This is a genomic window from Burkholderia sp. MSMB1589WGS, from assembly GCF_001636105.1.
Lineage (GTDB): Bacteria > Pseudomonadota > Gammaproteobacteria > Burkholderiales > Burkholderiaceae > Burkholderia > Burkholderia humptydooensis.
In genome coordinates this window covers 2,672,952-2,684,052 of the sequence record NZ_LNJT01000008.1, presented here as the reverse complement: position 1 = coordinate 2,684,052, position 11,101 = coordinate 2,672,952, and the positions used below count along the sequence as shown (strand labels likewise).

Here is an 11,101-nt window from a genome sequence, read left to right as displayed (position 1 = left end):
CATGACGTTCGACGCCTATATCGACCAGTTGGGCCTCCCCGCCGGCGAGGCCCGGCGGCTTCGCGCATCGGTGCGCACGTGGGACGACCTCCACGCGTGGCTCGACGCGAATCAGGCGCCCGTCATCCAGCCGAGGCCCGAGCGGATCGCCGTCGCGCCGCCGCCGCTGAACGTGTCGTGGAAACACAATGTCTGGCGGCGCTTTCGTCGGTCCCGATCGCTGAAGGCGCCTGTCGGCCAGCCGCCTGGCTGGGAGCAGGTCGTCGAATACCGGCGCAAGGTGTCGCTCGCGCTCACGCTGATCACGACGATCGTGATCCTGATGCTGTCCCACTACACGTTGCGCGCGCAACAAATGCCCGAGATCACGATCAAGATCTATCTCGTGATCTACGGGATCATGACGTGGTTCCTGGCCGCCAATTTCTTCAAGCTCCTCATCGGGACGTGGCATACGCTGCGCGGGCCCGGCAACAATCCGTGGCATCCGTCGAAATCCGCGCAGGAGCCGCGCGCGGGCGCGAAGGTCGCGATCGTCTATCCGGTGTATCACGAGGACGTCGCGCGCGTCGCCGCCGGGATGGCCGCCACGTGGGCGTCGATCGAGCGCGATCACCCGGAATACAGCCATCACTTCGACAACTTCCTGCTGTCGGACAGCCGCAGGCTCGAGTACGGCGTCGTCGAGCAGGCGGCCGTTCACAAGCTGAGGGAGCAGTTCCCGGGCGGCCGGTTCTTCTATCGCCGTCGTCCGGTCAACCTGAACGCGAAGCTCGGCAACGTCACCGATTTCTGCCGCCGCTGGGGCAAGAAGTACGAGTACATGCTCGTAATGGACGCCGACAGCATCATGGACGGCAACGCGATCGTCGCGCTGCTCCGGATGATGGAGGGCAACCTCCGGATCGGCATCCTGCAGACGAACCCGAAGCCCGTGATGCGGCGAAGCCTCTTCGGCCGGATGCAGCAGTTCGCCGCCCGGCTGTACGGCTCGGTCTTCTCGTACAGCCTGCAGGCGATGTTCATGGGGCACGCGTCGTACATCGGCCACAACGCGATGATACGGATGAAGCCGTTCATCAAGTACTGCATCCTGCCCGAGCTGCCCGGAACGCCGCCCTGGGGCGGCAAGCCGCTGAGCCACGACATCATCGAATCCGCGATGATGGCCCGCGCGGGCTACGAGGTCTGGTTCCTGCCCGAGCTCGAAGGGAGCTACGAGGAAATTCCGGCGAATCTTCTCGGATTCCTGATCCGCGAACGCCGGTGGATGCAGGGCAACATGCAGCATCTGCGGTTCCTGTTCATCGACGGCCTGCGCTCGGTGCATCGCGAGACGTTCCTGAACGGCTCGATGGGCTATCTCGCCGCGCCGCTGTGGGCGATGTTCCTCGTCGTCTCGGCCTACGGAATGGTTCACTTCCTGAGCCACGGCGCGCTCGTCATCGGCGCGATCCAGGTTCTGCAGATGCCGATGCTGATGCTGCTGATCTCGTCGCTCGTGTTCCTGTTCATGCCGCGGGTCCTCGCCTTCGTCGTGCATGTGAAGCGCGACCGCGCGCGCGGTTTCGGCGGCAAGGACAAGCTGATGTGGTCGCTGCTGCTCGAGACGATATTCTCGTTCTTCTTCTCGCCGATCATGATGATCTACGTGACCCGCTTCGTGTGGCTCTGGATCAAACGGCGCAGCATTTCATGGGGCACCCAGCAGCGCGACGACGAGCCCCTGCCCTGGTCCGCATGCTTTCGGCACTTCGGCTGGATCAGCGTGATCGGCGTCGTCTGCTGGGCCTCGATGGCTTACGCCGTTCATGGCATCTCGGGCGCCCGCGCGCTGATGATCGCGGCGCTCTCGCGCAATTGGGTCTCGCCCGGCGACATCATGCTGTGGTTCTTCCCGATTCTCGCCGGATTCACGGGCAGCGTGTGGATCGCGAGATTCACCAGCCTGACCATCGACGCCGTGCAATCGCGCAAACTCTTTTGCATTCCGGAGGAAATCGATCGCCCGCAGGTCATCGACGACACGATTGCGTGGGAGCGCCGATTGCGAAGCGATCTGCCCGACATTGACGATCCGCAGGCCGTCATCGATTTCGCCGTGCGCGACGTCGGCTTCTATGTCAAGCACCGGCCCGAAACGCGCGGCCGCCCGCACGTCGCCGCACGGCTTCTGCCGTCGATCATCGCCGGCAAGCCGCTCGCGGGCAAGAACCTGCTGCTCGCGCTGAGCGAGCGGCGCTGCTTCGACGCGCTGCACGCGCAGGCGCGAAGCCGCCGCGCGATGCCGCACGACGACGCGAGGACGCCGGTTCGCGACGAGGCGGAGTCCTTCGCATGACCGGCGCTCCCGTCGGCAAGGCGCGCCACGCCGCCCTCCTACACACAAACACTGCACGCACCAGGAAAACACCATGCTCAAAGTAACGAAAGCCGTATTCCCCGTGGCCGGATTGGGTACGCGATTCCTGCCGGCGACCAAAGCAAGCCCGAAGGAGATGCTGCCTGTCGTCGACAAGCCGCTGATCCAGTATGCGGTGGAAGAGGCGATCGCGGCGGGCATCACCGAAATGATCTTCGTGACGGGCCGCAGCAAGCGCGCGATCGAGGATCACTTCGACAAATCGTATGAAGTCGAGGCGGAACTGGAAGCGCGCGGCAAGGAAAAGCTGCTCGATCTCGTGCGCGGCATCAAGCCGCGCCACGTCGACTGCTTCTACGTGCGCCAGTCCGAAGCGCTCGGCCTCGGGCATGCGGTGCTGTGCGCGGAAAAGCTCGTCGGCAACCAGCCGTTCGCCGTGATCCTCGCGGACGACCTGCTCGACGGCAGGCCGCCCGTGATGAAGCAGATGGTCGATGTGTTCGACCACTATCACAGCTCGGTGATCGGCGTCGAAGAGATTCCGCCCGACGATACGCGATCCTACGGAATCGTCGACGGCAAGGAGTGGGCGGAGTCGGTCGTCAAGATGTCGGCGATCGTCGAGAAGCCCGCGCCCGAAGATGCGCCGTCGAACCTGGGCGTCGTCGGCCGCTACGTGCTGAAGCCGCGGATCTTCAAGCATCTGCGCGAACTCACTCCCGGCGCGGGCGGCGAGCTGCAATTGACCGACGCGATCCAGTCGTTGCTGTCCGAAGAGCAGGTGCTCGCGTACAAATACGACGGCGCCCGTTTCGACTGCGGCAGCAAGCTCGGCTATCTGAAGGCGACGGTCGAGTTCGCGCTTCGCCACCCCGAGGTTCGCGGCGACTTCACGCGGTATCTTGCCGAGCGGACGTTGCCGCTGAACGGCTGACGGATTCGCCGGCGGCCCCTTTTCGTCAATCCGTCGCCCCCGCATAGGCGGCTTTGAGCGCGGCGACGTCGAACTTCCGCATGCTCATCATCGCATCGGCGACGCGCGCGGCCTTCACGGGGTCGGCGTCGGCCATCATCGCGATCAGATCGTCCGGCACGATTTGCCACGAGACGCCGAAGCGGTCCCGCAGCCATCCGCAGTCGTCGGGCGCCCCGCCGCCTTCGAGCAACGCGTTCCAGTAGCGGTCGAGCTCCGCCTGATCGCGGCAGCTCACCAGGAACGATATCGCGTGGTTGAACGACTCGGTCCGCGGGTGGCTCATCGCGAAGAAGGGCTGCCCGAACAGCACGAACTCGACGAGCTTCGTCGAGCCGGCGCTCGGCACCGCGGTGACACGCACCACGCGCGAATCCGGAAAGATGCCCGCGTAGAAAGCGGCGGCCTCCTCGGCTTGCGTCGAGTACCAAAGAAAAGGCGTGATCTTTTGAATCGCCATCGCAAATCTCCTGTCAGGGGTGGCTCGATGCATGCGCGAATCGCATGCGGTCATGCAGACGACGGATAGGCCCGCCGAAATCGACACTTCGCGAGAAAAAAGTTTCGTTCTTCCTGGCGAGTTGCTGCGGTGCGCAGATGCCCCCCGGTCCGCCACTCGCCGCCCTGACGCACGCTCTCGCGCAACGTGCCGAGCGAGCGCAGCGGCTTCGCGCGCGCGGTCACCCTCATCCGGCGATCGACGTACGCCCACATCGTCGCGATCTCGGATGCCTCCAGATCGAGGCTGAACATCACGTCGTTGACGACCGCGCGCAGCGCGCCCTCCTGCTGCTCGATCCGCGTCGAGTGCGAGCCTTCGCGCAGGAATTCGTAGAGCGTCTCCGGCAGATCGAGGTGCGCGCGCATCCAGCGCTCGCTCGCGCCGTGCGCCAGATTGAAGTGCAGCCACAGGAATTCACCCGGCCGCGCGTCGCGGCCCGCCGCCCATTCGGCCGCGGACGCGAAGCGGAATCCGCACACCATGCCGGACGTGTCCGCGCCGTAGGTTTGAATGATCATTTCGGGTTTCATCGACTGTTCCGCTGTTCTCGGCCGCCGGCCCGCCCGCGCGCGGCGGGGCCGGACGCGACGCGGCCGCGCCTGATGCGAAACGTACGATACCAGAGCGGAACCACGATGACGGCCAGATGGCCGCGAGGCCGTTTTTCGGAGAGATCGCGTCGGCGCGATGCCTCGACTGGAGCGCGCTGCTGATCACCGGCTACGCGGGCCATCTGGTCGACCCGGCCGGGATGGGCTTCGTCGCGCGCAGCGTCGGGCTCGAAAGCGCGCTCTGGATGCTCGCCGCCCTGCTGTGCCTCGTTCCGTTTTGCGCTCGCGTGGTGACGGCGAACCGAACGTAACGGGCGGCGCACGTCACCGGTACTGCGCCGCGCCGATGAACTGCGAGAACCGTTCACACCAGATCACGACGGTCGTGTACGCATCGACATCGACGTCCGCCGCGAGCGGCGCGACGAAATCGCCGAACGTCTTCAGCTCGCCGACTCGCCGCGCGCGCGGCTTCACCGCGAGAAACGCCTCTTTCGATGCGACGAACCCCGGTACGAGGTAGATCTTGTAGTCGGGGCCCGGCGCGACGCGCCCCTCGAATGCGAGCGCCGTGCGCGCGACGGACAGCTTGCCGTCCGCCCAGTGCAGCGGATCGCCGCGCGTGAGGCCCCGCTCGAAGCGCCCGGTGTAGAGCGCGCGATCGGCGAGCGGGCGCAGCTCGGTTTCGGTCGCGCCCGGCTCGGCGGTCAGGATCGGCAACGCATACACGCCGAGCGCGAAACCCAATGCGAGCGCGATCGCGTGCGAGCCGATCCGGAACCCTGCTTTTTTCATGACTGCCGTCCTCCGTAGTCGAATCGATGCGCCGGACGCCCGCGAACGGGCCCGGCACGACTACAGTCGGCGCGGCGGCCGGAATATGACAGATGGCGAGGCACGCGCCGCGTGCGGCATGCCGACACGCCCAGCAAGCGGCCGCCCTTCGCCCGTCACGCTCCCGCCGCGCTCGCGTATCCGCAGCAGCTCGTCCTGAAGCACCCGAATCCGCTCAGTCGAGCGGCGGCACCGTGCCTTCGGTCAGCGTCCTGATCAGACGCGCGCGCCGGCGCTCGAGCTCGACGATCTGGCGCTCGATCGACGCGAGCCGCCTGCGCTGCGCATCGGTGGTTTCCGGGCACATGGCCGCGCCTTCGATCATGCGCATGCAGTCAGGAAACGAACGGATCTCGGCAAGGCTGAATCCTGTTGCGATCAGGCGCTGGATCTGCGCGACCTGCGCGATCGCCGCGATCGGGAACGACCGGTAGCCGTTGCACGCCCGCGCCGAGGTCAGCAGGCCGTGCTGATCGTAATGTCGGATCGACCGGACGCTCGCGCCGGTCTCGCGCGCGAGCTCGCCGATCGACAACGCGCGCGGTGCCGGGGTCTCGTTCATGTCGGCGAGGATAGCACCGTTTCCGCTTGACTCTGACACAGGTGTGAGGGTTGAAACTACCGGCTCCATCCACTCCGGAGTCTCGATTCATGCGTTCACACCTGCTTCGCCGCACCTTCGCCGCGCTATCGGCGGCGCTCTGGCTCTGCGTCGCCGCTGCCGGCGCGCCGGCTGACACGCACGGCTACACGGCCGTCGCGCCCGACGGCGTGACGCTGGCGATCCAGGAGTCGGGCGACCCCGACGGTTCGCCGATCATCTTCGTCCACGGCCTCCTCGGCAGCCGCCTGAATTGGGACGCGCAACTGAAAGACCCGCGGCTTCTGCGGCACCGGCTCATCACGTACGACCTGCGCGGCCACGGCCTGTCCGGCAAACCGGCCGGGACGGGCGCCTATGCCGACGGCCGCCGCTGGGCCGACGATCTGGCGGCCGTGATCCGGTCGTCGCACGCGCGCAAGCCCGTGCTCGTCGGCTGGTCGCTCGGCGCGGCCGTCATCACGAACTATCTGGCGGCCTACGGCGACGGCGACATCGCGGGCGCCGTGTACGTCGACGGCGTGATCGAGCTGGCGCCCGATCAGATCGTCGCGCATCCGGACGTCTACCGCGACATGACGTCCGCCGATCTGAAAACGCATCTGGACGGCGAGCGCGCGTTCGTCGGCCGGTGCTTCCATCGGCCGCCGGATCGCGAGACGTTCGAGCGCCTGCTCGCGAACGCCGCGCTCGCTTCGTGGGACATGCAACGGGCCGTTCCGTCGATGACGATTCCGCTCGCGCACGGGCTCGGGCGAGCCCGGGTGCCGATATGGCTCGTCTACGGCGCGCGGGACGCGCTCGTTCATGCCGAGCCGTCGATTGCCCGCGCGAAGGCAGTCAACACGCGGGTCCGGAGCACGCTGTATCCCGACTCGGGGCACGCGCCGTTTCTCGAAGAGCCCGAGCGTTTCAATCGCGATCTCGCCGATTTCGTCGATGGAGTCGATGGGGGCAATGGAGGGCGATGCGGCGGAGTCGCGCCGACCGACATGAATTGTGCAGCGCAACGCCAACCGTGACAAAAAAGTATCGGCAGCCGATTTCTTTTGACGTAGTGAACCCGCGCTGCGACTCACTACAGTTGCTCCTGCCGTCGGCGCCGCCCGCACGACGGAAGACAAGCAGAATCAAGGAGACACTGGTGAACACGATGCGATTCCTGTTGGCCGCAGCGCTCGTCGGCGCGTGCGTGCCGGTCGCGGCGACGGCCGCGACGCAAGTCTGCAAGGTGCCGACGCTCAAGGTGCTCGCGCAGAAGAGCCTCGGCCTTTCGGTGATGGAGAAGTCGCTGCCCGACTACGAAAAGACGAGCGGCACCCGAATCGAGATCAGCTACTTCGGCGAAAACGACCGCCGCGCGAAATCGCGCCTCGACGCGTCGACGGGCGCGGGCTCGTATCAGGTCTACTACGTCGACGAGGCGAATGTCGCCGAATTCGCATCGGCCGGCTGGATCGCGCCGCTCCTCAAGTACTACCCGAAGGAATACGACTACGACGACTTCCTCCCCGGCCGCCGCGCGGTCGCGAGCTACAAGGGCGTCGCGTACTTCGCGCCGCTCATCGGCGGCGGCGATTTCCTGTTCTATCGCCGCGACCTGCTCGACGCCGCGCGCATCCCGGTGCCGAAGACGGTCGACGAGCTCGTCGCCGCGATCAGGAAGCTGAACGCGCCGCCGAAGCTGTACGGCTGGGTCGCGCGCGGCCAGCGCGGCTCGGGCATGAACGTGTGGCGCTGGGCGCCGTTCATGCTCGCGCAGGGCGGCGCGTGGACCGACAAGAGCGGCCAGCCGGCGTTCAACTCGCCCGCCGCGGTGCAGGCGACCGAGCGCTACCGCGATCTCTTCAAGTACGCGCCGCCCGGCGCGGCGACCTACGACTGGAGCAACGCGCTCGAAGCGTTCCGCTCGGGCAAGGTCGCGTTCATGATCGAATCGACGCCGTTCGCCGACTGGATGGAGGACCCGTCCAAGTCGAGCGTCGCAGGCAAGGTCGGCTACGTGCGGCCGCCCGCGCCGCTGCCGTCGGCCGCTTACGGGCACGGGCTCGCGATCTCGTCGGTCGGCGCGAAGGACGACTGCACGCGGCAGGCGGCGGGCCGCTTCATCGCGTGGGCGACGAGCAAGGAGCAGGAGCAGGCGCGGCTGCGCAACGGCGTGTTCAGCGACTACAACCGCACGAGCACGATCGGCGGCGACTACTTCAGGCAGCACGTGAAGCCGCAGATCCTCGCGGGCCTCGCCGATACGAACCCGGTGACGAAAGCGACGATCTGGGCGACGCCGCAATGGCCCGACATCGGCGACAACCTCGGCGTCGCGCTCGAGGAAATCTTCACGGGCACGCAGACCGACGTGCGGGGCGCGCTCGACGACGCGGCGCAATACGCGAAGGACGCGATGGCGCACGGCGCACGCAAGTGACGCCATGCGCGGGCGGCGCGGCGGCCATGCGGCCATGCGGCCATCGGACGACGCGGCCGCGCGCCTTCGCCCGCTTCGCCCCGTCGCCCCGTCGCCCGCCTCGCAGGAGATTCCAATGTTCAATCATGGCAAGACGAGCCTGCCCTGGCTCTTTCTCGGCCCGCCGCTCGCGCTGATGGCGGTGCTCGGCCTCGTGCCGACGATCGCCGCGATCAACCTCGCGCTGAAGAACCGCGTGCTGCGCTACGCGGACAGCGATTACGTCGGCCTGCGCAACTTCGCGCGGCTCGTGTCCGACCGGCGCTTCGTGAACGCGATCGAAGTGTCGGCGCTGTGGGAGATCGTCACGGTCGCGGGCGCGGTCGTGGTCGGCATCGCGCTCGCGGTGTTCCTGTTCGAGCGCGTGCGCGGCCGCTGGCGCCGCGCCGCAGTGCTGATCCTGATCATGCCGGTGCTGCTGCCGCGCGTGTCGGCCGCGTTCATCTGGAAGTTCATGTACGCGCCGCTCACGGGCATCCTGAGCTGGCTGCTCGGTACGCTCGGCGTCGCGAACACCGCGTTCCTCGCCGATCCGCATCTCGCGCTCGTCGCGGTCGCGCTCGTCGACGTCTGGCAATGGGGCCTCTTCTTCTCCGTCGTCGTGCTCAAGCTGCTGGAGACGCTGCCGCCCGAGCCGCTCGAAGCGGCGCGGCTCGACTACGCGTCGACGTGGCAGGTCTACGCGTACATCGCGCTGCCGATGCTCAAGGCGCCGATCATGAGCCTCGTGTTCATCAAGATGGTCGAATCGCTGCGCTCGTTCGATCTCATCTACGTGATGACCAAGGGCGGCCCCGGCATCGCGACCGAGACGCTCGACATGTACGCGTACGCGCAAGGCATCGGGCTGTCGGGCAAGGTGTCGTACGCGTCGAGCATGGCGGTGCTGATGATGGTCGCGACGACGCTCGTGTTCACGTTCATCTGGAAGCGGGTCGACAAATGGGACGACTGATCGCGCGCGGCGGCACCATCGCAATCGGCGGCGCGATCGCGCTCGTCGCCGTGTTTCCGCTCGCCTGGGCGCTCATCAATTCGCTCAAGCGCCTGCTCGACATCGTCACGCCGACGCCGCGCTTCATCTTCGCGCCGACGCTCGACAACTACCGGCAGGTGCTGTCGAGCCCCGAGGTGACGATCGGCCTTTGCAACAGCCTCGCTATCGTCGGCGCGGCGGTCGTGCTGGGCGCCGTGCTCGGCGTGCCCGCCGCATACGCGATCGCCCGCTATCCGGTGCGCGGCAAGCGCGACATCCAGTTCTTCCTGCTGTCGCTGCGCTTTCTGCCGCCCGTCGCGGTCGCGATTCCGCTGATCGCGATCTGGGTCGACCTCGGGCTCTACGACACGAAGCTGTCGATGATCGTCACGTATCTGCTCGTCACGCTGTCGACGATCACGTGGCTGTCGATTCCCGTGTTCCGCCGGCTGCCGCGCGAGATCGAGGAGGCGGCCGCGCTCGACGGCTACGGGCCGTACGCGGTGTTCTGGCGCGTCGCGCTGCCCGTTTGCGCGAGCACGCTGCTGGGCGGCATCGTGTTCAGCTTCGTGCTCGTCTGGAACGAGCTGATGATCGCGCTCGCGCTCACGTCGTCGCGCTCGGCGACGCTGCCCGTCGTCGCTTCCGCGTTCACGTCGCTCGGCCAGGAGGTGCCGTGGGGCGTGATCAACGCGTCGACGGTGCTGCTCGCGCTGCCGCCCCTCGTCTTCGTCGGCATGCTGAGCCGGCTGCTGAACTCGATGCTCAAAGGCCGATAAGCGGCCAACAAGGAGAATCCGTTGAAAGCCCTCGTACTCGAAAAGGCGCGCGACCTCGCGCTGCGCGACATCGACCTGCCGCTCGATGTCGGCCCGTCCGACGTCAAGATCCGCATCCACACGGTGGGCGTGTGCGGCAGCGACGTCCACTACTACACGCACGGCGGAATCGGCCCGTTCCGGGTCGACGCGCCGATGGTGCTCGGCCACGAGGCGTCGGGCACGGTCGTCGAGGTCGGGCGCGACGTCACGTACCTGCGCGTGGGCGAGCGCGTCTGCATGGAGCCCGGCATCCCGCGCTTCGATTCGAGGGCGACGCTGCACGGCCTCTACAACCTCGATCCGTCGGTGCGCTTCTGGGCGACGCCGCCCGTGCACGGCTGCTTGACGCCCTACGTCGTGCATCCGGCGGCGTTCACGTACCGGCTGCCGGAGAACGTGTCGTTCGCCGAGGGCGCGATCGTCGAGCCGCTCGCGATCGGGCTGCAGGCCGCGAAGAAAGCGGCGATGAAGCCGGGCGACATCGCCGTCGTCGTCGGCGCGGGCACGATCGGCGCGATGACGGCGCTCGCCGCGCTCGCGGGCGGCGCCGCGCGCGTGATTCTTGCCGATGTCGTCAAGGAGAAGCTCGCGCTGTTCGCGTCGAACCGCGCGGTGACGACGGTCGACGCGAGCACGCAGTCGCTCGCCGAAGCGGTCGCGCGCGAAACCGACGGCTGGGGCGCGGACGTCGTGTTCGAGGCGAGCGGCAACGCGAAGGCGTATGCGGGGATCGTCGACCTGCTGTGCCCGAACGGCTGCCTCGTGCTGGTCGGGATGCCGCTCGATCCGGTGCCGCTCGACGTCGTCTCGCTGCAGGCGAAGGAAGCGCGGATCGAATCGGTGTTCCGCTACGCGAACGTCTTCCCGCGCGCGCTCGCGCTGATCGCGTCCGGCGCGATCGACGTGAAGCCGTTCATTTCGCGCACGTTCCCGTTCTCGGACGGCCTGCGCGCGTTCGAGGCGGCGGCGAGCGGCCAGCCGCACGACGTGAAGATTCAGATCGAAATGGATTGAGCG

10 protein-coding genes and 2 pseudogenes are annotated in these 11,101 nt (G+C 67.2%); 8 read left to right on the top strand and 4 right to left on the bottom strand.

Annotated elements, in window-relative coordinates; translation table 11 throughout:
* Position 1: 1 nt before the first annotated feature.
* Both mdoH and galU read left to right on the top strand, forming a co-directional pair.
* Positions 2-2,341 carry a glucans biosynthesis glucosyltransferase MdoH gene (gene mdoH / locus WT16_RS28940; RefSeq protein ID WP_063534808.1) on the top strand — a complete coding sequence of 780 codons (2,340 nt, stop codon included), beginning with the start codon at positions 2-4 and terminating at the stop codon, positions 2,339-2,341.
* 73 nt (positions 2,342-2,414) lie between these two features.
* On the top strand, positions 2,415-3,296 hold the full coding sequence (gene galU, locus WT16_RS28935) for a UTP--glucose-1-phosphate uridylyltransferase GalU (RefSeq protein ID WP_015603990.1): 882 nt from the start codon (positions 2,415-2,417) through the stop codon (positions 3,294-3,296).
* Between the two features lie 25 nt (positions 3,297-3,321).
* Here galU and WT16_RS28930 read toward each other — a convergent pair whose 3' ends face one another.
* Together WT16_RS28930 and WT16_RS28925 are read right to left on the bottom strand one after the other, a co-directional pair.
* Complete coding sequence (locus WT16_RS28930; RefSeq protein ID WP_063534807.1) at positions 3,322-3,795, bottom strand: VOC family protein; 474 nt, start codon at positions 3,793-3,795, stop codon at positions 3,322-3,324.
* 146 nt (positions 3,796-3,941) lie between these two features.
* A pseudogene (locus tag WT16_RS28925) lies at positions 3,942-4,367 on the bottom strand (CorA family divalent cation transporter); the annotation flags it as partial.
* Positions 4,368-4,537: 170 nt separating this feature from the next.
* Here WT16_RS28925 and WT16_RS28920 point away from each other — a divergent pair.
* Positions 4,538-4,699 (top strand): annotated as a pseudogene (locus WT16_RS28920) (transporter); the annotation flags it as partial.
* A 13-nt stretch (positions 4,700-4,712) separates the two neighbouring features.
* On the opposite strand, the gene WT16_RS28915 reads toward WT16_RS28920, so the two are convergent.
* Together WT16_RS28915 and WT16_RS28910 are read right to left on the bottom strand one after the other, a co-directional pair.
* Positions 4,713-5,183, bottom strand: coding sequence for a DM13 domain-containing protein (locus WT16_RS28915; RefSeq protein WP_006027114.1), 471 nt, complete (start codon positions 5,181-5,183; stop codon positions 4,713-4,715).
* Positions 5,184-5,397: 214 nt separating this feature from the next.
* Entirely contained in the window at positions 5,398-5,784 is a 387-nt protein-coding gene (locus tag WT16_RS28910; RefSeq protein ID WP_059933764.1) for a MerR family transcriptional regulator, read from the bottom strand.
* An 89-nt stretch (positions 5,785-5,873) separates the two neighbouring features.
* Between WT16_RS28910 and WT16_RS28905 the strand changes: the two genes are divergently transcribed.
* From WT16_RS28905 to WT16_RS28885, 5 genes are all read left to right on the top strand, one after another.
* On the top strand, positions 5,874-6,845 hold the full coding sequence (locus WT16_RS28905) for an alpha/beta hydrolase (RefSeq protein WP_063534805.1): 972 nt from the start codon (positions 5,874-5,876) through the stop codon (positions 6,843-6,845).
* A gap of 122 nt (positions 6,846-6,967) precedes the next feature.
* The gene (locus tag WT16_RS28900) at positions 6,968-8,248 is read left to right on the top strand and encodes a sugar ABC transporter substrate-binding protein (protein WP_063534804.1); all 1,281 of its coding nucleotides are present in this window, start codon (positions 6,968-6,970) and stop codon (positions 8,246-8,248) included.
* A gap of 115 nt (positions 8,249-8,363) precedes the next feature.
* Positions 8,364-9,242, top strand: coding sequence for a sugar ABC transporter permease (locus tag WT16_RS28895; RefSeq protein WP_063534803.1), 879 nt, complete (start codon positions 8,364-8,366; stop codon positions 9,240-9,242).
* Positions 9,230-10,042, top strand: a complete 813-nt coding sequence (locus WT16_RS28890; RefSeq protein ID WP_059933772.1) for a carbohydrate ABC transporter permease — start codon at positions 9,230-9,232, stop codon at positions 10,040-10,042. The genes WT16_RS28895 and WT16_RS28890 overlap by 13 nt, the downstream gene beginning before the upstream one ends.
* A gap of 21 nt (positions 10,043-10,063) precedes the next feature.
* Positions 10,064-11,098 (top strand): NAD(P)-dependent alcohol dehydrogenase, encoded by a 1,035-nt coding sequence (locus WT16_RS28885; protein WP_006027108.1) that lies wholly within the window; start codon positions 10,064-10,066, stop codon positions 11,096-11,098.
* The last annotated feature ends 3 nt before the right edge of the window (positions 11,099-11,101 follow it).

Bases quoted from the DNA above. Each gene is read 5' to 3' on its own strand.
- galU (WP_015603990.1), top strand. From the start codon at position 2,415: ATGCTCAAAGTAACGAAAGCCGTATTCCCCGTGGCCGGATTGGGTACG.
- mdoH (WP_063534808.1), top strand. From the start codon at position 2: ATGACGTTCGACGCCTATATCGACCAGTTGGGCCTCCCCGCCGGCGAG.
- WT16_RS28930 (WP_063534807.1), bottom strand. From the start codon at position 3,795: ATGGCGATTCAAAAGATCACGCCTTTTCTTTGGTACTCGACGCAAGCC.
- WT16_RS28895 (WP_063534803.1), top strand. From the start codon at position 8,364: ATGTTCAATCATGGCAAGACGAGCCTGCCCTGGCTCTTTCTCGGCCCG.
- WT16_RS28905 (WP_063534805.1), top strand. From the start codon at position 5,874: ATGCGTTCACACCTGCTTCGCCGCACCTTCGCCGCGCTATCGGCGGCG.
- WT16_RS28910 (WP_059933764.1), bottom strand. From the start codon at position 5,784: ATGAACGAGACCCCGGCACCGCGCGCGTTGTCGATCGGCGAGCTCGCG.
- WT16_RS28890 (WP_059933772.1), top strand. From the start codon at position 9,230: ATGGGACGACTGATCGCGCGCGGCGGCACCATCGCAATCGGCGGCGCG.
- WT16_RS28915 (WP_006027114.1), bottom strand. From the start codon at position 5,183: ATGAAAAAAGCAGGGTTCCGGATCGGCTCGCACGCGATCGCGCTCGCA.